Below are 23738 nucleotides of genomic sequence, written 5' to 3'. Positions count from 1 at the left end.
CCTTGCTTCCATCATGCGCCCGGCTACCAGCCGAACTGCAACTGGAAGCGGAAAGTCCGGCCGTCGTTCAACGTGTTGGTGATCTGCGCGAAGTTGGCATTTGTGACGTCCAGGCCGGGGTCAGCGAACTGAGGCGTGTTGAACAGATTCACCGATTCGGCGCGCAGGGTCAGGCGCTTTTCGCCGGTGACCACCCACGAGCGCCATAGGGATGCATTCACGTTGTGAATTACACCTTTGCGGAAGGTGTTGCGGCCCAGGTTGCCACTGGGGTCAGTGGGCTGGATGAACGAGAACGCCGATTTCGGCAGGAGGGCGCGCGATTCATCCGGATTGCCGACCGTGCGGCCCAGGATGGTGGGATCGACCAGATTGGGACGGTCGTTGCCATTGCCGTCGACATTGCCGAAACCGGGTCCGTCGGCCGTAATTACGGTGAACGGGGTACCCTGCTTGATCAGCACAACGCCCGCGAGGTTCCAGCCGGCTACGGTGTTCTTGAGCAGCGGCCGCTGGTTCCAGCCGGGCAGGGCGTAGGAGCCGCGCCACAGGAACGCGTGGGGCTGGTCGAACGCACTGAGGCCGCGCATATCGGCGTGCGTCTCGTGCTCATTCTGGCTGCGCGAGATGCGCGAATCGTTGTCGTATGCGGTGTTGGAATAAGCGGCGCCCAGGTCCATCGCCTTGCTGAACCAATACTGCATGTCCATCGAGAGCCCATGCCAGCGCGGGGCAAACAGCGAGGCGCGGAAGGCATCATAGTAGCCGCGCGAGCCGTTGGTCACATAGCGGATTTCGGCGTGGGTGGGGTCGGCGCGGCGCTGGTTCAACGTTGAGGAGGTCTGGGGAATGCCCGGCACCACCTGCCCGCGGTTGAGGTACCACATGATGAGCAGCTTGTGCGAACGGCTGCCGACATAGCCGAACTGCAGTTTCCAGTTGCTGCTGAGCTCCGGTTCCCACGAGAAGTTGTACTGATGCGAGTAGGGTGTGCGGAGATCGGGGGCCAGCAGGTAGAGGTTGCCAAGGGCGTTGGGCCGGCCGCCGACGGAGGTGACGCCGCCGAGCGGATCGAGCAGGTTCGGTGACGGGACGACGATCTTCTCGCTGCCCGGCGGGCTGAAGCGGGTCTGTTGGAAGGTGACTGGATAGATCTCGCCATATTGCAGCGCATACGCGCTGCGGATGATGCCCAGGCGGCCCGGAGCCTTCCAGGCAAAACCGAACTCAGGCGCGAAATTGTTGCAGTCGCAGGAGTAGGGCACCGGGTTGCGATGAAAGACCTCGTGGGGGGCTGGCGCGGGCGTGTAGCGCAGGCCGTAGTTCAGCGACAGCGACTTGGAGACCTTCCAGTTGTCGCCGGCGTAGAACTGCAAATCCCAATTGCGGAAGCCGCGATTCACTTCGCCGATGGAAACAATGTACTGGGTGGGGATGCCCAGCCGCAGGTTCGTGATGGCGTCGCGGCCGAAGTCGTTGGCGAAGGAGAAGACTCCGCGGTGGGCGTCGGATTCGACGCCATTGAACTGCCTCCGCAGAATTCCGAAACCCGTGTACCACTGGTGCTGGCCGGCGGTCCGCCGGAGTGCGCCCGCATAGCGAAACATGTTGTTGCCGCGATCGATGGGGATGGAACCTTGCGGACCCAATGTTTCGAGACCCGAGATGGAAACCATCACGCCGACGGCGTTCTTCTCGGGTACCAGCAGGGAGCCGATGCGGTCGAAGCCGCCGGAGAGTTCGCTGACGGTGGAGGGGTTCCAGGTGCGAGTCCAGGTGAGGCGCGAGCGATGCGACTTTGTGTCGGTGTTGGGATTCTGGCCGGCCACCAATTCGAATGCCTCGACGTGCTGGGCGGTGAACTGATAGAGCGCCACCAGGCGATCGCGGGTGCCCAGGGTCTGGTCCAGCCGCAGGCCACCGTTGTTGTTGTTGATCACCTGCGGTGAGTTGGTGTTGAGCGCGCGGGCGTTGACGTCGGTGCGATTGGGCAGTTCCGTGGGGTAGGCGCTGAGGAAGCGGGCGACGAGGGCGCGCACGGCTGGATCGGTCGCCAGCGGAGTGCGTTCGTCCGGCTTGGGCACCAGCACGTTGCCGTTCACGTTGCCGCGCATGCGGTCCTGGCTGCCGTCGAGTTGCAGGAAAGCGCCGCGCCACAGGCGCACCTGGAAACGGAAGCCGTAATCGTTCTCGCGGGCGGGCTTTACTCCGCCTACCTGGAAGAACGAGCGGGCGCTGAAGATGCTGTTCTGATGGGTGTAGTAGAGGCTGCCGTGGAAGCCGTTCCAGCGAGCTGGAGCGACGTGCAGCACCGTGGTGGGCGCATTGCCGAACTCGGAGCCGAAGTAGCCGCGGTCGACGCGAAAGTCCTGGACGATGGTGGCGACGACGCCGAGGCGCAGATTCAGCTCCTTCAAGGCGTTGTTGTCGACGAGGTTGAACTGGACGTTTTCATTGCGGCGGCTTTCGCCTGCTGCGCTATTCACTTTGCCCAGCAGATTGAGCTCGACGCGTTTCGTGTCCTCGGCCGGGGACGGTGCGGTAGATGTCGCGGTGGATGTCGCGGGCGCTGGGGTTGCTGCCGGGGCGGCGCCATTTACCGGTGCGGCCGATTGTGCGCTGCCGGGTGCCTCCGGCTTTGGCGCAGGCTGTTGCGCCGGCAACAGAAGGGGCAGGGCAAGCAAAAGGCTGGGGAGATTGGTTCTGATTCGTGACAAGGGAGAACTCTCAGTATAAGGGTCGGTTGCCCCCTGAGTGGTTACTGTTCTTCCTTCACCTTGATCACTTGCCGGGCTTTCGGAATGGCGACGGTCTGACGTTTGCCGGACGGCCATAGGATCTCCAGCGTTGCAGGCGCCTGCCCCCTGGGGGCTCCGAAATGGACGCCGAAGTGCGCGGAGGAAGAGTAGCCCATGGCGGTGGTCATCACATTGAATTGGCTGCCCCACTGCAGGCGAGCGCCGATGCCGTCGCGATTGGATTTGACGCCCTCCAGTTGGACGATGAGCCATTCGCCGTCGGTGACCGTGGAGTTGATCCACAGTTCCGCCGGATCGTTGAGGGAAGAGACGACGGCATCCAGCAGGCCGTCCTGGTTGAAGTCGGCGAAGGCGAGGCCGCGGTGTGCGCGGGCCACCTGGAAGTCCGGACCGGCCGTCGAGGAGACATCGCGGAACGTGCCCTTTTCGTTGAGCAGAATGCGGTTTGGCTGCCGGTATTCCGTGCGCTCGAACTGCTCCACCAAATCGTTGACATGGGCACTGGAGACGAAGAGATCTTTCCAGCCGTCGAGGTTGAAGTCGGCCAGGCCGGGGCCCCAACCGCTGAATTTGGAGCTGAGGCGGGCTAGTCCGCTGGCGTAGGTCGCGTCGCGAAAACCGCCTTTGCCGGTATTGCGGAACAGGGGGAAGGTTTCGTTGTAGAGGTCGACCACGACGATATCAGGCCAGCCGTCGTTGTCGTAGTCGCGGAAATCGGCGCCCATGCTGGCCACGGGCTTACCGCTATCCATCATGGCGACACCGGCGATGAGCGCGACCTCCTCGAATTTGCCGCCGCCGAGATTGTGGAAGAGAGAATTGGGCTCATTGTCGTTGGTGACAAAGACATCGGGCCGACCGTCGGCATCGTAATCACCCACGGCGACGCCCATGCCGCGGCCGGGGGAAGCGAGGAGCCCGGCGCTTTTGCTGACGTCCTCAAACTTCCCGTTGCCCAGGTTGTGAAAGAGCCGGTTGGGCAGCCCTTGAAAGTATTTTGGATGACAGTAGACGCGGATGTTTTTCTGGGAGTCGCCGCAGAACCGGTCGGTGGAGGGCGGCCACTTGGCGTAGTGCGTGACCCACAGATCGAGCTTTCCGTCATTGTCATAGTCGAACCAGGCAGCGGCAACGGCCCACTCGTTGTCGACAATGCCAGACTCCCGGGTGACGTCCTGAAACTTGCCATTGCCGAGATTGCGGTAGAGACGGCTGGTGCCCACGCTGGCGACAAAGAGGTCGACGAACCCGTCGTTGTCGTAGTCGGCGGCTGAGGCGCCCATGCCGTAGCCCTCGCCCGCGAGACCTGTTTCCGCCGTTACATCCGTAAATTTCAAGTTGCCGTCGTTCCGGAACATGCGGTTGAGATACTTGGGGCCGTTTTTCTCGTTCGACGGGTACGCCGCGCCGTTGGTGAAGAAGATATCCGTGCGGCCATCGCTGTTGTAGTCGAAGGCAGCGAGCCCTCCGGCCATGGTTTCGATCATCCGCTTCTCGGGCGAAACGGCGTTCTCGAGGACGAACCTGAGGCCGGCGGATTCGGCTACGTTCCGGAACTGGATGGGCGGAGTTTGCGCTGAGGCGAACAGAAGGAAGGCCGGCAGGCCCCAGGCGGAACGGCGCATGGTTCTACTATCGCGCACGACAGGCGGTAGGTGCTGGAAGGAGATCTGAGGCAGACTGTAGATGAGATGACGTCGAGGACTGCCATCGTGTTGTGGGCCGCCCTACTGGCTGGCCTGGCCTTCGCCCAGCCGCCCGATCCCGCCGAACTCTCGCGCCGAGCTAAGGATCACATGGCCGCCGGACGTTACGGGGCGGCTGTGCCTTACTACGAAGAACTGGTGAAAGCGATGCCTGGTAACCCCGGGCTGCGCCTCAACTTGGCGATGGCGCTGCACCTCTCGGGCAACGACGAAAAGGCGGTGCCGCAGTTCGAGTTGGTGCTGAAACAGCAACCGAACGCGCTGCCGGCCCTGATGCTGCTGGGCGCGTCCCAGATGCGGTTGGGCCATCCGGAAAAGGCGGTGGGGCCACTGGAGAAAGCGATGGCGCAGGCTCCGGAAGACCTGGAGGGCCGGGCGATGCTGGCGGATGCGCTGATCATGCTTGACCGGTACGGTGCTGCGATCCCGCATCTGAGGAAGTTGGCGACGGCTGCTCCACAGAATCCGAAGCCCTGGTATGCCCTAGGCAAGGCGTACGAGGCCGTCTCGCAGAAGGCCTTCGATGATCTTGAAAAGAAAGGGCTGGATTCGCCCTGGTGGCTGATGCTGGCGGCTGAGGTGCGGCTGAAGCTGGGCCGCAATACGGCCGCCTATGCGCTCTACAAGGCGGTGATCGAGAAGCAACCGCAGTTCCGGGGCGCCCATGCGGGGCTGGCTGAAGTTTACCGGCGGACGAACCATGCCGACTGGGCAGAGGCGGAGCTGGCGAAGGAGAAAGCCCTGCCTGCTCAAGCGTGTACGGCGCCTTCGAGCGCCTGTGAGTTCGCCAAGGGGCGCTTCCAGCAGGCTCTCGCGTTAGCTTCCGCGGGGAAGACACTCGAGTCGCTGTACTGGCAGTCGAAAGCGGCGAATGAACTCGCCCGGATGTCGTTGGCGGAGTTGGAGAAGCTGCCGCCGTCCATCGAGTCGCACCAGGTTCTGGCCGAACTTTACCGGAACCAGGGGCGCAACGCCGATTCGCTGAACGAGTGGCGGGCCGCACTGGCTATGGCTCCTGGCGATCCAAGGTTGGAGATGGAAGTAACCTCGTCGCTTTACGTGAATCGCGATTACCCGGCGGCGGAGCACGAGGCTCGCGAAATGCTCGCCCGCCACCCTGAGTGGCCGGAACTGCACTTCATCCTGGGCGACTCACTGGTGAACCAGCAGCACCTGGAACAGGCGCTGCCGGCGCTGGAAAAGGCTGTCGAGCTAAAACCCGACTACGCCGCCGCACATGCGGTCCTGGGGCGTATTTTGTTGCAGTTAGGGAGAGGGAAGGACGCTATTTCGCACCTCAGCTCCGCATTGCCGGTAGACACGGATGGCAGCCTGCATTTTCTTTTGAGCCGAGCCTACCAGGACGCCGGGCAGGCGTCGGAGGCGGCGGAAGTGATGAAAGCCTACCAGGCGATTCGAAAGTCTACTGCGACAGGGGAGATTGAGATAGCGCCACCGCAGCCTTGAGGGCGAATTAGCGATTTTCCTTCCTGTTTGCAAGCGGTTGCGCCGGAAGCCTGATTCCAGGGGGCATGCCCCGGCCTCTTGACATGAGCCCCCTAATGGCTTTAGATTAAACCTACTCCGTTTCAACCAAGTGGGGTCTTGGACTATCGGCCCAATTACGTATAGATAAAGATTTGCTGGCCATGGCAGTAGCGGCTTTTACCCGAGCGCATACCTGCCGGGACCGGCTTGGGCGAGTTAGTTCAGGCAAGCAGGGGGTAACGAATGAAAAACTCTTCGAAATTTATGTTGACGCTCCTGGTAATCGCCATGATCGTCAGCTGGTCCATGCCGTCATGGGCTCAATCCCTTTATGGGTCGGTTGTCGGTCAGGTCGAGGATCCTTCGGGCGCCGCGATCGTTCAAGCCTCAATCACCCTGACAAACAAAGGTACCGGACAGATCTACGAAGCCAAGGCAGATGAGGGTGGCCGTTTTCTGGTCGCCAACGTCCTGCCCGGCGACTACGATTTGAAAGTTACCGCAAATGGTTTCCGGACCCAGAACCGGACTGACATTCGCGTTTCGGCCGCATCCGTCAGCCGTTCCGACTTCCGCATGGAAGTTGGCGCAATCGCCGAACAGATCACTGTTGAAGCATCGGCCACTGCGCTGCAGACCGACAAGGCCGATACGCATACTGAGTTGAACGCGAAGCAGGTGGCCAATCTCCCGCTGCCCGGTTTCCGCAACTATCAGAGCCTGATCAACCTGGTCCCGGGCGCGACGCCCGCCGGCTTCCAGAATTCGATCACCGATTCGCCCGGCCGTTCACTGGCCACCAATATCAACGGCACGAACAAGAACAACAACGTCACCCGTATTGACGGCGCGGCCAGCGTGAACCTCTGGCTGCCGCACCACGCCGGCTATGTGATGCCCGCGGAAATGGTTGACACCGTTAACGTGACCACTGCTGCTGGCGACTCCGACCAGGGCATGGCAGGCGGCGCCGCCGTCACCGTGCTCACCAAGTCGGGCACGAACCAGATCCATGGCAGCTTGTTCGAATACCACGACAATCAGCGCCTGAAGGCCTTCAACTATTTCACGAAGGCGACTGCCTCCAGCCCGACGTCGATCACGAAGCCGTTGCGCATTTACAACAACTACGGCGGCACCATTGGCGGACCGATCAAGAAGAACAAGCTGTTCTACTTCTATAGCTTTGACGGTACCCGCCAGCGTGATGGCGCGCAGGGCCTGTATTCGGTTCCGACGGCCGCGATGAAGGCTGGCGACTTTAGCGCCACCGGCACCACCATTTACGACCCCCTGACGGGCACCGCTGATGGCACCGGCCGTACGGCCTTTTCCGGGAACAAGATCCCGACCTCCCGGATGAGCTCGGCGGCGCAGAAGATTCAGGGCTACTATCCGAGCCCGAACACCAATCTCACCGGCTATCAGAGCAACTACTTCGCGTCGGCAGTCCCGGCCTTCAACCGCGACTACAACGACATCAAGATCAACTACAACATGAGCGACAAGCAGCAGATCTTCGGTCACTACGGCATCATGAAAGCCCTGGTGGTCGGCAAGGCGCTGTTTGGCGATGGCGTTGGCCCGGCTCCCGGCGCTGACCCCGGCACCGGCGACACCAAGGTGCAGAACATGTCGATCGGCACGAACCGTGTCATCACCACCAACCTGCTGTTTGACGGCGTCATTGGTTACCAGCGCCAGGATCAGACGGTGCGCGGTGTTGACTTCGGCAAGGACTTCTCGACGACGCTGGGCATCCCCGGCATCGGCGGTCCCGATCCGCGCCAGCAGGGCTTCCCGAACATCAGCGTCAACGGCTACAACGGCTTTGGCGTTCCTGGCTGGATGCCCTTGACCCGCATTGAGGAAAACTACACGGCCAGTGCGAACGTGACCTGGACGAAGGGCAAGCACAACTTCCGCTTTGGGTTCAACGGTGTAAACTACCGCATGACCCACTGGCAGCCGGAACTCGGTGCCGGTCCCCGCGGTTCGTTCGATTTCACTGGCGGCCCCACGTCCATCACGGGCGCTTCCGTGAATCAGTTCAACGGCTATGCGGCTTTCCTGCTCGGCCAGTCGAACAGCATCCAGAAGAGCTTCCAGTACATCACGATGACGCCGCGCGAATTCCAGTTCAGCTGGTATGCGCAGGATCGCTGGCAGATCAGCCGCAAGCTGACCATGACCCTCGGTCTGCGTTACGAGTTGTATCCGCTGATGACCCGCGCCACCGGCAAGGGCATCGAGCGGCTGGATCCCGACACCAACCTGGTGTATCTCGGTGGGCGCGGCAACAACCCCACTGGCGTTGGTGTGACTGTGAGCCACAAGCTCTTCTCGCCCACCCTGGGTATCGCCTATCGCCTGGACGACAAGACCGTCATCCGCACCGGCTACGGCATCAACTTCGATCCGCTGCCGTTCTCGCGTCCGCTGCGCGGCTTCTATCCGCTGACGATCAACATCGCCAACAACAGCAAGGGCACGTATGATACCGCTGGCGTTCTGGACCAGGGCATCCCGGCCACTCCGCTGCCCGACCTGACGTCAGGCGTGCTGACCCTGCCCAGCAACGCTGATATGCGCAGTCCCTACCTCGGCCAGATCCACCGCGGCTACACCCAGTCGTGGAACTTCACGATCGAGCGCAAGCTGCCCCAGGACATCCTGACGACGATCGCCTATGTCGGCACCTCCTCGGTGCACCTGCTGGCCGATCGTGACATCAACTCTGGCACGCCCGGTCCTTCGGCCGGCGCCGCTTCGCGCCGCCCGTACTACGACAAGTTCGGCCGCAACCTGGCGACCAACATGTGGGACGGTTACCTGAGCTCCAACTACCACTCGCTGCAGACCAGCATTCGCAAGTCGCTCAGCAAGGGCCTCATGATCCAGGGTGCTTACACCTGGTCCAAGGCCATCAACATGACCGACGAAGACGGCTGGGCCAGCGTTGGCTTCAACTACGGTCCGGCGTTCTCCCGGAACCGTGCGGCGGCGGGCTATGACCGCACGCACGTCCTGCAGATGGGCTGGGTCTACGAACTGCCGATGGGCAAGGGCAAGCAGTTTGTGACCAGCGGCATCGGCGCCCAGATCCTGGGCGGATGGTCGGTCAACGGCATCATGTCCAACTACACGGGCACGCCTTTCACCGTCACCGGTTCCAGCGGCGCATTGAATGCCGCCAGCAACACGGCGACCGCCGATCAGGTTGGTCCCGTGAACCGCATTGGCGCGATCGGCGCAGGTTCGTACTACTACGATCCGGCCGCCTTCGCCGACGTCACCCTGGCCCGCACAGGCGGCGCCTACCGCTTCGGCACCTCGGGCCGCAACATCCTGCGCGCTCCTGGCATGTGGAACACCGACTTGATGATCAACCGGACCTTCCAGATCACTGAGCGGATCACCACGGCGTTCCGCGCTGAGTTCTACAACCTGCCGAACACGTCCCACTTTGGTGGCGTGTCCAGCGGCAGCGTGACCAGCGGCAATTTCATGCGCATCCTGAGCTCCTCTGGCGAACGCCAGATCCGCTTCGGCCTGCGCCTCGGCTTCTAATCGAATCCGAGATTGAACATCGAATGGCGGTGGGGCCCACAAGGCTCCACCGCCATTCGTGCGTCTGGGCATCGATTCTTCAGGCTTGACATAGGGGGTGGGGGTATATATGATAGGGGCAGAGGGTATATATAACATGTCCCAGTCACTCAAGCTCGCCATCGACGGCATGCACTGCGGTTCCTGCGTCAACCGCGTCACCAACGCTTTGAAAAAGGTGGAGGGCGTCGATGTGAAACAGGTCTCCGTCGGCTCCGCCGAGGTCGAATACGACGAAGCGAAGGCGAATCCGGAGCAGATTGTCGAATCAGTGAACCGGATCGGCTTCAGCGCCAGGAGGAACTGACATGGCTTCGACGGCGGTGGAGAACAAGCTCACCTTCCCGGTACGCGGCATGACGTGCGCTGCCTGCCAGTCGTTTGTTCAGAAGACACTACAGGCGCAGCCGGGCGTGCGTGATGCCACCGTCAACCTGATGCTCCACAACGCGACGGTGGAGTTCGACCCCGCGTCAGTGAGTCCCCAGTCCTTGGTGGATGCGGTCAACGATACCGGTTACGAGGCGGCCTTGCCCGTGGCGCGCCGATCGATTGCCGACGAGCAGTTGGAGCGCGATCGGGAGGCGGAGACTGAGTATCGCGGCCTGCGGCTGCGAGCCGGTGTGAGTCTCGGCATCGGAGCCGTGATGATGGCTCTCATGCCGTTCCTGCACAGTCTGCCGCACACGGCGATGAACGCGGTCCAGATGGCCGCCAGCCTGTTCGTGATGACCTGGGCGGGGCATCGCTTCTACCGCAAGGCCTGGGCGGCGCTGCGCCACAAGACGTCGGACATGAACACGCTGATCGCGCTGGGCACGGGCTCGGCGTTCCTCTATTCCGCGTTTTCGCCGCACGACGTCTACTACGAAGCTGTGGTCTTCATCCTTGCCCTGGTGCTGGTCGGCAACACGCTGGAAGCCCGGGCTAAACGGAAGACCGCGGCTGCCCTGCAGGCACTGGCGAAGCTCCAACCGGCCACGGCGCGCGTCGAACGCCTGGGCCAGGAACTCGACCTGCCGGTGGAGGATCTGGAACAGGGCGACATTCTCATTGCCAGGCCTGGGGAACGCATCGCGGCCGACGGTGTGATCCTCGACGGACTGAGCAGCGTGGACGAATCGATGCTCACCGGGGAGCCGATCCCTGTGGAAAAGACCACAGGCGATAGGGTCATCGGTGGGACTTTGAACAAACAGGGATTGCTCCGTTACCGTGCCGGCGCCCTGGGTGCAGAGACCGTACTGGAACAGGTTCTGCGGCTGCTGCGCGACGCGCAGGGGGAGAAGGCGCCCATGCAGAGATTGGCTGACCGCGTCAGCGCAGTCTTCGTTCCGGTCGTCGTCCTGATCGCCCTATGCACCATGGCTGCCTGGTATTTCGCGGCCGGGCAGACCGCTGCCAGTTCGTTCGCTGCCGCCGTGGCGGTGCTCATCATCGCGTGCCCCTGTGCCATGGGGTTGGCTGTGCCTGCCGCTATCATGGTCGCCACGGGACGCGCCGCTGGCATGGGCCTGCTGTTCAAGGGCGGCGAGGCGATTGAGCGGCTGGACAAGGTCGATACTATTGTTTTCGACAAGACCGGCACACTCACGGAAGGCCACCCGGAAGTCGTGAAGTACGAGCCCGCGGTTTCGCCCGACCCTTTGCCCTGGATCGCCGCGTTGGAGCACGCGAGCGAGCATCCGCTGGCGCAGGCGCTGGTTCGATATTCCGCCGGCCGCGAGTCAGCGGCTGCGGTCGTCAACTTCCAGGCACTGCCTGGCATGGGCGCCGAAGGAACGGTGGAGGGTCATCCGGTGTTGATTGGGCGCCGGTCGCTCTTGGCGGAGCGCGGCATCGAGGTGCCCATCGAGGATACGGAAGGGTCGCAGGGGCATACGACGTTATGGGCCGCTGTCGATGGGCGGTTCGCGGCGCGATTTGCTCTGGCCGACAAGCCGCGCGCGGAAGCCAAGGCGGTTCTGAGCGAGCTGAAGCAGATGGGGCTGCGCCTGCTGATGGTGACGGGCGATCAGGAGCCGGCCGCCCGCGCCGTGGCGGCGGCCTTGGGTATCGACGAGGTGATTGCAGGAGTCCTACCGGCCGGTAAGTTGGAAATACTGCAGCGGCTCAGTGCGGAGGGCCGCCACGTTGCCATGGTTGGCGACGGCATCAACGACGCACCCGCCCTGGCCGCAGCGACCGGCATCGCCATGGCGTCGGGCGCCGATGTGGCCATTGCGGCTGCCGATGTCACCCTCATGCGCGAAGGGCTGTCGATGGTCCCGTCGTCGTTGAAGCTGGCCCGGGCCACCGTGCGAACCATGCGCCAGAACCTGTTCTGGGCGCTGGTCTATAATGCGGTCTCAATCCCGGTGGCTGCTTTGGGCCTGTTGAATCCGGTGCTGGCCAGTGCCGCCATGAGCCTTAGTTCTGTGAGCGTCCTCACCAATAGCCTGCGCCTGACCAGGAGAAAACTCTCATGAATTGCGATACGAAGAAGTCCACCATCCAGCGTCTGCGCCGTATCGAAGGCCAGGTCCGCGGCCTCCAGAAAATGGTGGAGGAAGACCGGCCGTGCGCGGAGATCATCAATCAGGTGGCGTCTGTGGAGCAGGCCCTTTCGGGCGTCTCCAAGGTGCTGTTGACGAGCCATCTGCAGCATTGCGCGCAGCATGATCCCAACGCCATTGATGATGTGGTCCAGTTGATCACGCGCCACTGGCGCTGATGCCTACCGGCCAATCACCAGTAAGTGGAACGAGCCCGGCAAGGCTGTTGGCCGAGGATGCGGCTGCTGAGCAGTTGCCGCCGGCAAGGGGCCGAACCGGGCCGTGGGTGTGTACAGCTTGTGGCTGTCGGGATCGAGTGTGATGGTGCGAGCACCGCGCTCAGTGGGCAGCGTGGCCGCCACCTTATAGCCCGCGCCCGCCTCCGCGACGATAGTAAGCGTGCCCGCTCCATTTGAGCTGAAGGCAAGTCCGCGAACGGCATCAAACGCCACGCCGTCGGACCCTTCCCCGATGGGCAGTTTTGCGATTACCTTACCCGATGCGATATCGGATACCACCATCACTTCATTGCCACACACAGAGAACAACCGACGCTTCTTAGTATCGAGGGCGAGCCCCGACGGCTCTTCGCAGCCAGTGAGAGGATAGCGCCTGGTGACCGTTGCCTTGGCTGTATCCAACTCCACAATCTCGCTTGTGTCCTCGATATTCACCCACAACCTGCCGTGTCCATCCACTGCTGAGAACTCGGGCTTACCGCCCAGCGGAATGGTCGCGATCACCTTCCCGCTGGCCGCATCAATCACCGTGGAGTTCTTCGAGCCGCCATTGAATGTGAACACATGGCCCGAGGCCGCATCGAAGATGATCGCATCGGGATTTGCACCCGTGGCCACTTCACCCAGCGGTTTGAGGGTCTTTAGGTCGAAGATCAGGACGTGATTCGCCCGGCCGCAACTGATAAAGCCGCGCTGTAGGGATTGGGCCAATGCGATCCCATGGACTCCGGGCGTATTCGGGAACTCTGCTACCGGCTTGCCGGTTTCCAGGTTGATGACGGCCACATGCGTCCCATGCGACACGAACAGCTGATGACCCTCCCTGTCAACGGTGAGGTAGTCCCAGCTGCCTTCGCCTCCGATCGTAATCCGATCCAATATGCGATAGTCGGCCGCGGTCAAACCACCCGCCATTGCCAGGCACGCCAGCATCGCCATTGCTCCCATGCGAACCACCCTTCTGGATCGGCGGGCGCTCCATACGCCAGCCACCTTAGTGACCTTGGCAGGAATGACAAGCGGGGACAATCCCATCAAGAGGAAGGTTGCCGGCAGCGCCGCCGTGCTCGCTGTCGAATTGCTTCAGGCTTGCCTCTTCGATCGCAAGAAGAAACCACGCGTGTGGCGACCGCGCTATTCCATACGGAGGGCCCTGAGCGGATCCAGGCGCGAGGCTCGCCAGGCGGGAGCCGCACTGGCCACGAAGGAAACTACGGCGAGCAGCAGTACGACTCCCGAGAAGACGGCCGAATCAAACGGGCTCACGCCGTACAGCATCGATTGGAGAAGTCGTGCACCGGCCAGGCTTCCTACCAGCCCGATGGCCAGGCCCATGGCCGCGGGCCGCAAGCCATCCAGCAGCACCAGGCCGAGCACCTGCTGCCTGCCTGCGCCCAGGGCTACCCGAATCCCAATTTCCCCACTGCGCTGCGCCACCAGGTATGACAGCACGCCGTATAGCCCGACGCTTGCCAAGAGCAGCGACAGCACGGCGAAGGCCAGGACCAGGATGGCGTTGAAACTGGCGCTCGTCGTCGACTGACCAATGATCTGTTTCATGGTCAGTACGTCGGACACCGGCAGGTTTGGGTCGATCTGGGTGACGATTTTCTGCACGGGCAACGCCAGGCTTTCCACGTTATGTCGGGCACGGATCACCAGGGTAAGGGACCGGTTGTCGCCCTGCGTATCGGCGTAGACAGGGAAGAACATCATGGATTTGGGATCGGCGCCGAGACGGTGCCGCGTATTGCCCACCACGCCGACGATCTCGTAATCCTTGTGGCCGCCAGGCTCTGAGTCCTCCTGGAAGCGCAGGTGCTTGCCCAGTGGGTTCTCCCCGGGGAAGTGTTGACTGGCCATCTGCTCGCTGATGATCACCACCCGCGTGTGGCTGGTACGTTCGTCATCGCGGAAGAAACGGCCCTTCTTCAAGGGAATCCGCATCGTCTGAAAATACGTTGGCTCGATGGAGCGGAAGAGTGCGAAGACGTGATCGCCTTGCGCCAAGGGAGGATGCTCGGGGATCTCGAACATGTTGTCGCCCCAATACCCACCGCCCGGCACAACGGAAACCAGTGAGGCCGACTCGACGCCCGGCACTTGCCGTACCCGTTCCACCAGGGAAGAATGAAAGGCCGTCAACCTGTCCTGGTCCGCATAGCCGGATTTTGGCAGGGCATAACGCATCGTCAGGACGTTGTCCGTTTCGCAGCCGAGTTCGGCGCCACGCAACCGCAGAAAGCCCTTCAGTAATAAGCCCGCGCCTACCAGTAGTATCACCGTCAACGCAACCTCCATTGCGAGCAGCGACTTGCGCAACGTGGTTCGCGAACGGCTGGCGCCCATTGATCGCGAAGCGTCCTTCAGCGCATCCATCACTTTCTCGCTGGTGGCCGAAAGGGCCGGCAGCAGGCCTGCGATCACGGCAGTCAAGGCCGTAATGCCCAGGACAAAGAGGATCACGGGAACGTCAACAGTAATGGCGTTGATCCGCGGGAGGTCCTTCCTTTCAGATTGAAGCCATGCTGTCGCCCAACTGCCGAGCACGAGTCCCAAGGCGCCGCCCGCTCCGCAGATCACCAGGCTCTCCATCATGTGTTCCCGCAACAGGCGCCAGCGCGTGCCGCCCATCGCTGCCCGAATCGCCACCTCCCGTCGTCGTGAAGCTGTTCGGGCCACCAGCAGGCTGGCGACGTTCAGACAAGCAATCAGGAGGACACAGCCCACCGCCGCCAGCAGCACATAGAGAGGTTGCTTGAAGTCCGCTGAGAGATCGTCCAGCAGGGGACGCATGTCCGCGCCATTGGACACGGGTATCGTCAGGTACTGCTGGTGGATTCGTTCCTGCAGTGCGTTCAGTTCCTGGATGGCTGCCTGCGGAGCAACGCCCTGCTTCAGCCGCGCGACTACCGAGGACATATGGTTGCCGTGGCTTTCCGCGTCTTCCGCTGAGACCACGTGGTAGTAGGGCACCCAGAGCTGTGTGCGAGCGTCCGGATAAGCAAGCCACTTCGGCAGGACACCGATGACCGTGTACCGCTTCGCGTCCAACAGCACGGTCTGCCCGAGGATGGACGGATCCGCGCCGAAGCGGCGCTCGTAAAGGCTCCAGGTGAGCAGGGCCGCCGGCGCCGCCTGCATCCGGTCGTCATCTGCCGTGAAGTTTCGCCCCAACGCGGGTTGCACACCCAGGGTCCCCAGCATTTCCCAGGAACTCGCGATGGCATCCACCACCTCCGGCATCTGGTTCCCCTGGCTCGAGAGATTGAAGCGCTGGTTTTTCCAGATCGCCATGCTCTCAAAGCCGTGCGTCTGTTTCTGCCACGACCGGAAGTCGCCGGATGCCACGACGTTGTAGATCGTTTCTCCCTTGATACTGCGGCCATAGAGCGACACGAGCCGCCCGGAATCAGGGAAGGGCAGTGGCTTCAGGAGGACAGACCGGACTACCGTGAACAGAGAGGAGTTGGCACCGATGCCGAGGGCCATCACCAGGATCGCGATCGCCGCGAAGAACGGCGTCCGCGCCAGGGTGCGCACCGCGTAGCGGAGGTCCCGCCAAAGGGAGTCGATCAATGTCAGTGTGTTCATCTGGTAAAGGTCTTCCCGGATCCGTGTCGGATTGCCCAGCCGCAGGTACGCCTGCCGCCTTGCTTCGTCGAGGTTCATGCCCTTGGCGGCATTGAGGGCTGTGAGATGGTCGATGTGAGCGGCAAGCTCCCGCGCCCGCTCCTCGTCCCATCGCTCGCGACGCATGAACCTGCGGAGTGACATCAGCCTTCGCTCTCCTTCGGCTTCCTGCGGTTCCGCTGGCCGAAATCCCCCAAAACGCGGCCGATGGCATCGGCCATGGCGCGCCAGCGGTCAGCTTCCTTCGAGAGTTGCTCGCGCCCCGCCTTCGTTAGTTCGTAAAAGCGAGCCGTTCGATTGTTCTCACTCGTGCCCCAGGATGAAGCGACCCAGCCGCGATCTTCGAGGCGATGCAGGGCAGGGTATAAGGAACCCTGCTCCACCTGCAGTACGTCGTCGGACGACTGCTCGATCATCTGGGCGATGCTGTGCCCGTGCGCGCGGCCACCAATGAGCGTGCGCAGGATCAGCATATCCAGCGTCCCTTGCACCATCTCCCGGTTGTCCGATTTCCTGCCTTGGCCCAATGGCGCTCTCCTTCACCTAGAAGTTCTATGTGAGAGGATACTCCACTCGACGCTCTAGGTGAACAGGGAATCCAGACTGGCGGGCAAGAATTTACAGATGTGGCGCAGGCGGGCTGCAGCGAGGGCGCCCGGCTCCGGTCCAGTGCCCGGAGCCGGGCTGTCGAACGTCAGAACTGGAACTTCAATCCAAACTGCAGGTCACGGTTGTCGGAGTTCGTCGACGTGATCTGGGCCACGGTGGGCGAACCGATGCTCGCGTTCGGGAAACCGAAGGCGGGCGTATTGGTGAGGTTGAACGCATCCAGTTGGAAGGTCACGCCGTAGCGTTCCTTGAACATGGTGCGTTTGATAAACGACATGTCCCAGTTGATGAGACCGGGCGCATACAAGGCGCCGCGGCCCGCATTGCCATAGGTGTTCGGCGATGGGGCGGCGAAGGCGGTGGCGTCGAACCACTTGGCACGATCAGGGTTGTCGAGCTTGCCGTTGCCGATGCGGTTCGGCCAGCTGGGTGCTCCATTGTTCACGCCGCTGGACAGCGATAGAGAGAATGGCCGGCCCGTCGAAATGGTGGTAATTCCGGCCAGGTTCCAACCGCCCACCAGCCACGTCAGCGGTCCGCTCGAGATCCACTTCTTGCCTTTGCCGAAGGGCATCTCGTAGAGGTAGTTCGCCACGAGGCGGTGTTTGACGTCAAAGCCGGAAGGACCGTGACCGGCTTTGATATTGGTGATGGTCTGCGGCCCGCCGACCGAGCCTCCCCCACTGGCAGCCGACCCGCCGAAGTCCAGGCTCTTGGCAAACGTGTAAGCCGCCAGGAACTGGAGCCCGCTGGAAAAATGTTTCTCCAGTTTGCCGGAAAGTCCGTTGTACGATGACGAGTTCCGAGGATCGAACATGCTGATGGTGGCCACATTTGATAGTGGTTGCAGAAGCCGCCGTGACGCATTTGATCCCGTGCCGGGCTGAATCTCGTTGGCGTTGTACCCGAACGTGATGTGTGAGCCGACGCTGCCCGCATAGGCGACCTCGGCCATCATCGTGCTGGTCAACTGCCGCTCAATGTTGAAGGTGAAGGTGTTCATCGAAGGCGTCTGATTGGCGAAGCCATGGCCGAGCACCACAGGATTCGCGGCATTCAGTTCCGCCGTGGTCTTGGGCTTGACTACCGCGATTGCCGGGAAGGGCTTCGCGATTGTCGGGATCACTGTGTAATCCACGGGATTGGTGGCGATGTTGCCGAAGGGCGCCTGCGAGATGGTATAGGGCACCTGCTCGCCCAGCATGTTTGAGCCGGACGGATTCACGGGGAAGTAAGTGCGGCCAAAGCCCGCCCGTATCACCGTTTTGCCTCCGCCCAGGTTGTAGGCCACGCCGACGCGCGGGCCGATGTTGCCTTTGCGTGTTACCTTGCCGACGGCTTTAGAGATGCCATCTTCACCTGCATACGCCAGTTTCAAATTGGTGAAGTCGAAGTTCACCAGCCGGTTCCTGATCTCGACATCCGGCACAAATACGTCATAGCGGAGCCCCATGTTGACGGTCAGTCGAGAGTTGATGCGCCAGTCGTCCTGGAAGTAGAGGCTGTGATCCTGGGCCGTTGCATAATACGGCTCCAATAGCACGCTTCGGCCTGAGCCGCCGCTGATGTAGCCAATCAGCATTGTCGCCAGACCCGTACCCTGCGTATTGGTAACTGGATCGTTTGTAAAGTTCTTACCGAAAGTCATGTCGCCGCGCGGGCCGCCGCCGGGAGGTCCCGTATAAGTGGAGGTCATGCGCCGGACATAGCGGTAACCGAACTTCGTCTGATGATGGCCGAGCGTCCACGAAACGCCATCCTCGGCCTGCCAGTGAGTCTCCCGCGGATTGGCCGGCAGGAAGGACGGTCCGCCGCTGAGGCCTGTGAAGTCGGTGATGTTGATGTTGGGGATACCTGAGCTGTACGAACTGACATTCACGCCCGTGATGCCTAGCGACGTTGCCGCATTGCGTCCGAAGTCCGACTGGCGTGTAAACGGGTTGGTCTTCGCGAACCCGCCCCTGAACTCATTCACGATGTTAGGCCGGAAGACGTGCGTCTCGTTGATTGCCATACCCTGCGTGGTGAGATCCGTCACCTGCAGGCCCGCCACATAGGGTCCGAGCTCAAATTTGCTGGCTGCGGCCGCGGGCGTCGGGAGGCAGCAATTTGCCTGGCCTTGTGGCGCGCTGAGGCGGTATGTCTCATAGCTGTACCGCGCGAAGAAATTGTCTTTGTCGGTAATCTGATGGTCGACGCGAACGTTGAAGCCGTCGTCGTTGACCGATCTTGGCACACTGGACGTGTAATTGTTGAAGTTGCCCGAGCCATTGGGGAGCGGGAATATGCTCGCCACGTTTGCGCTGACTGTATTGATTCGCGCCGAGGGAATGATGTTCCCCGCGAACGCATCGCGCAGAAACTGCGAATTCGTGGCGCTCACGGGCTTCGTTGAGTCGTAGGCAGGATTGAGGCGGGTCGTCAGCGGATCGTAGATCCGGATGAGATTGCCGCTGGTATCGGTGAAGCCGCTGAAGTCGCCCGTGCGGTTGGCCGCCGTGGGTACGGTGTTCACAAAGGTAAGACCCTTGCGCTCCTTCATTCCGAAGTAGTCCATGTAGAAGAAGCTGCGATTCTTCCCGTCATAGATTTTTGGCAGAACGATGGGGCCGCCGGCGGCCACGCCATACTGATTGCGCCGGTACGGCGGCTTGAGTTGCGATTTCGGGTTGAAGTAGTTGCGTGCGTCCAACACGTCGTTTCTGAGGAACTCGAACGCGTTGCCGTGCAGTTCATTGGTGCCCGACTTCGACGACACCGATACAACACCTGCGCCGCGGCCAAATTCCGCAGAGAAGCTACCCGTTAGGACCTTAAACTCCCGAACGGACTCAATAGAAGGCTGCAGGATTACGGTATTGAACGTGTACTCGTTGTTGTCGATGCCATCGATCAACCAGGCGTTCATGTTTGCCTGGCTACCCAGGGCATTGAAATTCGAAGCTCCGCGCGGATTGAATGAACTGGCGCCAGAGAGATTCTCTCCCTGCTGTCCTGGCGTTACATTCGGGGCGAGATACACCAGTTGCGCGAAATTGCGACCATTCAAGGGTAGTTCCCTAATGGGTCGTTCCGTGATCACCTGGCCCAGTTCGGCGCTATCTGACTTCACCAACGGCGCCGCCGCCGTCACCTCAACGGTGGCCGTGACGTCGCCCACGTTCAGGGTAAAGTCCATGCGGGCTCGCTGATCCACCTGCAATTCGAAAGGCGGTGTGGCCTGGGGCTTGAAACCCGCCTTTTGTACATTCACGGTGTAGGTGCCAGGAGAAAGGAATGGAGCGGTGTAGGCCCCATCTTCGTTCGTCTGGTACTCGACGCTGGTGCCCTTGGATACCTCTTTCACGACGACAGTCGCTCCTGGTACGGCCGCACCAGACCCATCCCGGACTGAGCCGAGGACTGTTCCCGCTGTGACTTGTGCGGACGCTGTGGATGGCTGCAAAACAAGGCCTGCCAGTGTCCAATAGAAGAGAAAACGCGCGCTCATTATTCTCATGGGCGATGAGCCTCCGTACGAACCCCGGATTGTGGAGCCGGGTCCACTCAACCGACACGGAAACTAACAGGAGTCAACGCCGGTGTCAATGGAGTGGGTGCCGCCAGGCAAAATCTCAGCGGAACTTCAGGATGGGCTGGTCCACGGCCACGCTTTCACCGTTGCGGGCCAGAATCTCATCTACCACTACATCGTGTTCAGCCTTGATCACGTTCTCCATCTTCATCGCCTCGATCACCGCGAGCCGCTCGCCTGCCTTCACCTCCTGGCCCACCTCCACGGCCAGGTGCGTCAGCAGCCCCGGCATCGGCGAGATCAGAAACTTCGACAGGTCGGGCTTGGGTTTTGCCTGCATCAGCGACAGCAGTTGCGCCGCTCGCGCGGTCATCACGATCGCATCCACTGCCGCCCCGTTGTAGGCAATGTGAAAACGGAGCCCGATCCGCTCCAGTTGCAGGCACACCTCCACGCCATTGCAGACACCCTGAAAGAGAGGACTCCCGAAGCTCCAGTCCGAGAGCACGACATACGTTTTGTCCCGATGCCGTCCTTCATACCCACCATCCACTGGCTTCAGGTGGATTGCATAGCTTTCCTTCTGGATGAGCACCACCCAGTCCGTACCCACCCGGCGCTGCAGTCCACGAGTTTGAGCGCTGATCTGCACCGCCCGGTCAATGTAGCGTCGCCGTGCCACGGCCGCAATCACCGCCAGGAAGGCGGGATCCTCCGGGCGGGCGTCCGCCGGATGAAAGCCATGCGGATACTCTTCGGCGAGAAACCCCGTGTGGAACTCGCCCGAGAGAAACCGCGGATGCTGCATCAAGGCAGCCTGGAACGCGATGTTTGTCGAGACCCCCCGCAAATAGAACGCGTTGAGGGCATTCCGCATTTTCGCTACGGCCTCGTCCCTTGTGGCGCCATGCACGATGAGTTTGGCGATCATCGAGTCGTAGTGAACCGGTATCTCACCACCCTCATAGACACCGGTGTCCACTCGTACACCACCTTCCGAATCCGCCGGGGGCCTGTATTTGACGAGCCGTCCAGCCGATGGCAGGAAGTTCCGGAACGGATCCTCCGCGTTGATCCGGCACTCGATGGCCCAGCCATCCATCCGAATCTCGCCCTGTCCAAAACTCAACGATTCCCCGGCGGCGATTCGGATCATCCATTCCACCAGGTCGAGTCCAGTTAGTTTCTCCGTCACCGGGTGCTCCACCTGCAGGCGGGTGTTCATCTCCAGGAAATAGAACTGCCTGTCCCGCCCCACGACAAACTCCACCGTCCCGGCACTCTGGTAGTTCACCGCCTTGGCCAGTGCCACGGCCTGCTCCCCCATAGCCTGCCGCGTGGCCGCATCCAGGAACGGCGAAGGAGCCTCCTCAACCAGCTTCTGGTGCCTTCTCTGAATGGAGCACTCGCGCTCCCACAGATACACGAGTTGCCCCTTGGAGTCGCCCAGTACCTGAATCTCGATATGCCTTGGATCTTCGATGAACTTCTCGAGAAACACACGGCCGTCCCCAAAGGCATTGCGCGCTTCCGTCGTACACGAAACGAAGCCATCTCGCGCCTCGTTCGCGTTCCACGCCACCCGCAGTCCCTTGCCGCCGCCGCCGGCCGAGGCCTTGATCATCACCGGAAAACCGATCCGCTCCGCAATCTCCGCGGCCTCGTTCTCATCCGTGATCTCGCCCCCATAGCCTGGGATCGTATTCACGCCGGCCTTCATTGCCAGCTTCTTGGATGCAATCTTGTCGCCCATCGCCTCGATCGAGGGCGCTTTCGGACCGATGAAGACGATGCCCTCTTCTTCCAGCCGGCGCGCGAACTCCGCGTTCTCAGATAGGAATCCATAACCCGGGTGCACCGCCTCGGCGCCGGTCTGCTTGCAGGCGGCAATGATCCGGTCCATGCACAAGTACGACTGCTTGGAGGGCGCCGGCCCGATCAGTACGGCTTCGTCGGCCATCCGGACATGCAGGGCGCGCCGGTCCGCCTCAGAGTACACGGCCACCGTCCGGATGCCCATCCGTTTCGCCGTTCGCATCACACGGCACGCAATCTCACCGCGGTTCGCAATCAGGATCTTTTGAAACATGGCTGGTGTTGTCCTTTTCACTACAGCGGAATGTTGCCGTGCTTCCGCCACGGGTTCTCCAGCTTCTTGTCTTTCAACATGGCCAGGGAGCGGCAGATGCGCCGCCTGGTCTCATGCGGCATGATCACGTCGTCGATGAAGCCGCGCCGGCCGGCGATGAACGGGTTTGCGAACTTCTCGCGATACTCCTCTGTCCGTCGCGCGATCTTTTCCGTATCGCCGATGTCCTTGCGGAAGATAATCTCAACCGCTCCCTTGGGGCCCATCACGGCGATCTCCGCTGAAGGCCAGGCGAAGTTCACGTCGCCGCGCAGGTGCTTCGACGCCATCACATCGTACGCGCCGCCATAGGCCTTCCTGGTGATGACCGTCACCTTGGGCACAGTGCACTCCGCATAGGCATAGAGCAGTTTCGCACCGTGCTTGATGATGCCGCCGAACTCCTGCGCCGTGCCCGGCAGGAATCCCGGCACATCCACAAAGGTGATCACCGGAATCTGGAACGCATCGCAGAAGCGAATGAATCGTGCCGCCTTGATCGAAGACTTGATATCCAGGCAACCCGCCAGCACCATTGGCTGGTTCGCGACAATGCCCACGGTTTGCCCGTCCATCCGCGCGAAGCAGATGACGATGTTCTTCGCGTGATCCGGCTGCAGCTCGAAGAAGTCCCCATCGTCCACGGTCTTCTCAATCAGTTCCTTCATGTCGTACGGCTGGTTTGGGTTATCCGGCACCAGCGTATCCAGCGAGTAGTCCACTCGATCTGTCGGATCAAAGGGAGGGACTGTTGGGGGCTTCTCCCGGTTGCTGGACGGAATGAACCCAATCAGCCTCCGCACCATCATCAGGGCTTCGACATCGTTTTCGAACGCCAGGTCCGCCACGCCAGACTTGGACGTGTGGGTTACCGCCCCGCCCAATTCCTCGGCCGTCACCTCTTCGTGCGTCACCGTCTTGACCACATCCGGGCCGGTGACGAACATGTAGGAGCTGTCCTTCACCATGAACAGGAAGTCCGTGATCGCCGGTGAATACACGGCACCGCCCGCGCAAGGTCCCATAATGAGCGAGATCTGTGGGATCACCCCTGACGCCAAAACATTTTTCTGAAAGACATCCGCATAGCCGCCCAGCGCCGCCACACCTTCCTGGATGCGCGCCCCGCCGGAATCGTTCAGGCCGATCACTGGAGCCCCTGCCTTCATGGCGTGGTCCATGATCTTGCAGATCTTCTCCGCGTGAGATTCCGAGAGCGATCCGCCAAACACCGTAAAGTCCTGGCTGAATACGAATACCACGCGCCCGTTGACCGTGCCGTAGCCCGTAACCACTCCATCGCCTGGCACACGCTGCTCGGCCATGCCGAAGTCCGTGCAGCGGTGCTCCACGAACATATCCCACTCCTCAAAGGAATCGGGATCCAGCAGCAGTTCGATCCGCTCCCGGGCCGTGAGTTTGCCCTTTGCGTGCTGCGCAGCAATCCGAGCCTCGCCGCCGCCCAGTCGAGCCGCCGCCCGCTTCAGGTCCAGCTGGCGAATGATATCTTCCATTCAGG

Annotated in this window: 13 protein-coding genes; 5 read left to right on the top strand and 8 right to left on the bottom strand. The window is 61.6% G+C overall.

The window, feature by feature from the left end; all coding sequences use genetic code 11:
• Positions 1 to 23: 23 nt before the first annotated feature.
• Both ACR9Y2_RS00360 and ACR9Y2_RS00355 read right to left on the bottom strand, forming a co-directional pair.
• On the bottom strand, positions 24 to 2717 hold the full coding sequence (locus tag ACR9Y2_RS00360; RefSeq protein ID WP_435039030.1) for a hypothetical protein: 2694 nt from the start codon (positions 2715 to 2717) through the stop codon (positions 24 to 26).
• 41 nt (positions 2718 to 2758) lie between these two features.
• Entirely contained in the window at positions 2759 to 4384 is a 1626-nt protein-coding gene (locus tag ACR9Y2_RS00355; protein WP_435039029.1) for a CRTAC1 family protein, read from the bottom strand.
• Positions 4385 to 4450: 66 nt separating this feature from the next.
• Between ACR9Y2_RS00355 and ACR9Y2_RS00350 the strand changes: the two genes are divergently transcribed.
• The 5 genes from ACR9Y2_RS00350 to ACR9Y2_RS00330 all read left to right on the top strand — a co-directional run bounded on the left by ACR9Y2_RS00350 (position 4451) and on the right by ACR9Y2_RS00330 (position 12275).
• Complete coding sequence (locus ACR9Y2_RS00350; RefSeq protein ID WP_435039028.1) at positions 4451 to 5932, top strand: tetratricopeptide repeat protein; 1482 nt, start codon at positions 4451 to 4453, stop codon at positions 5930 to 5932.
• 285 nt (positions 5933 to 6217) lie between these two features.
• A complete protein-coding gene (locus tag ACR9Y2_RS00345; RefSeq protein ID WP_435039027.1) occupies positions 6218 to 9523 on the top strand; it encodes a TonB-dependent receptor in 3306 nt (1101 codons plus the stop codon).
• 136 nt (positions 9524 to 9659) lie between these two features.
• A complete protein-coding gene (locus tag ACR9Y2_RS00340; protein ID WP_435039026.1) occupies positions 9660 to 9869 on the top strand; it encodes a heavy-metal-associated domain-containing protein in 210 nt (69 codons plus the stop codon).
• A gap of 1 nt (position 9870) precedes the next feature.
• Complete coding sequence (locus tag ACR9Y2_RS00335; protein WP_435039025.1) at positions 9871 to 12030, top strand: heavy metal translocating P-type ATPase; 2160 nt, start codon at positions 9871 to 9873, stop codon at positions 12028 to 12030.
• Positions 12027 to 12275, top strand: coding sequence for a metal-sensitive transcriptional regulator (locus ACR9Y2_RS00330; protein WP_321476819.1), 249 nt, complete (start codon positions 12027 to 12029; stop codon positions 12273 to 12275). The genes ACR9Y2_RS00335 and ACR9Y2_RS00330 overlap by 4 nt, the downstream gene beginning before the upstream one ends.
• A 3-nt stretch (positions 12276 to 12278) precedes the next feature.
• Here ACR9Y2_RS00330 and ACR9Y2_RS00325 read toward each other — a convergent pair whose 3' ends face one another.
• The 6 genes from ACR9Y2_RS00325 to ACR9Y2_RS00300 all read right to left on the bottom strand — a co-directional run bounded on the left by ACR9Y2_RS00325 (position 12279) and on the right by ACR9Y2_RS00300 (position 23733).
• The gene (locus ACR9Y2_RS00325; RefSeq protein WP_435039024.1) at positions 12279 to 13283 is read right to left on the bottom strand and encodes a YncE family protein; all 1005 of its coding nucleotides are present in this window, start codon (positions 13281 to 13283) and stop codon (positions 12279 to 12281) included.
• A gap of 186 nt (positions 13284 to 13469) precedes the next feature.
• Positions 13470 to 16112, bottom strand: coding sequence for an ADOP family duplicated permease (locus ACR9Y2_RS00320; RefSeq protein WP_435039023.1), 2643 nt, complete (start codon positions 16110 to 16112; stop codon positions 13470 to 13472).
• Positions 16112 to 16462: a PadR family transcriptional regulator gene (locus ACR9Y2_RS00315; RefSeq protein WP_435044806.1), complete on the bottom strand. Its 351-nt coding sequence runs from the start codon at positions 16460 to 16462 to the stop codon at positions 16112 to 16114. Before ACR9Y2_RS00315 ends, ACR9Y2_RS00320 begins: the two co-directional genes overlap by 1 nt.
• A gap of 200 nt (positions 16463 to 16662) precedes the next feature.
• Positions 16663 to 20067 (bottom strand): carboxypeptidase regulatory-like domain-containing protein, encoded by a 3405-nt coding sequence (locus ACR9Y2_RS00310; protein WP_435039022.1) that lies wholly within the window; start codon positions 20065 to 20067, stop codon positions 16663 to 16665.
• 124 nt (positions 20068 to 20191) lie between these two features.
• Positions 20192 to 22180 carry an acetyl-CoA carboxylase biotin carboxylase subunit gene (gene accC, locus ACR9Y2_RS00305; RefSeq protein WP_435039021.1) on the bottom strand — a complete coding sequence of 663 codons (1989 nt, stop codon included), beginning with the start codon at positions 22178 to 22180 and terminating at the stop codon, positions 20192 to 20194.
• 20 nt (positions 22181 to 22200) lie between these two features.
• Positions 22201 to 23733 carry an acyl-CoA carboxylase subunit beta gene (locus ACR9Y2_RS00300; protein ID WP_435039020.1) on the bottom strand — a complete coding sequence of 511 codons (1533 nt, stop codon included), beginning with the start codon at positions 23731 to 23733 and terminating at the stop codon, positions 22201 to 22203.
• Positions 23734 to 23738: the final 5 nt, after the last annotated feature.

Source organism: Paludibaculum fermentans (assembly GCF_051172195.1).
GTDB lineage: Bacteria > Acidobacteriota > Terriglobia > Bryobacterales > Bryobacteraceae > Paludibaculum > Paludibaculum fermentans_A.
Note: the sequence above shows the minus strand (reverse complement) of the source record. Positions and strands in the feature narration are given on the sequence as shown.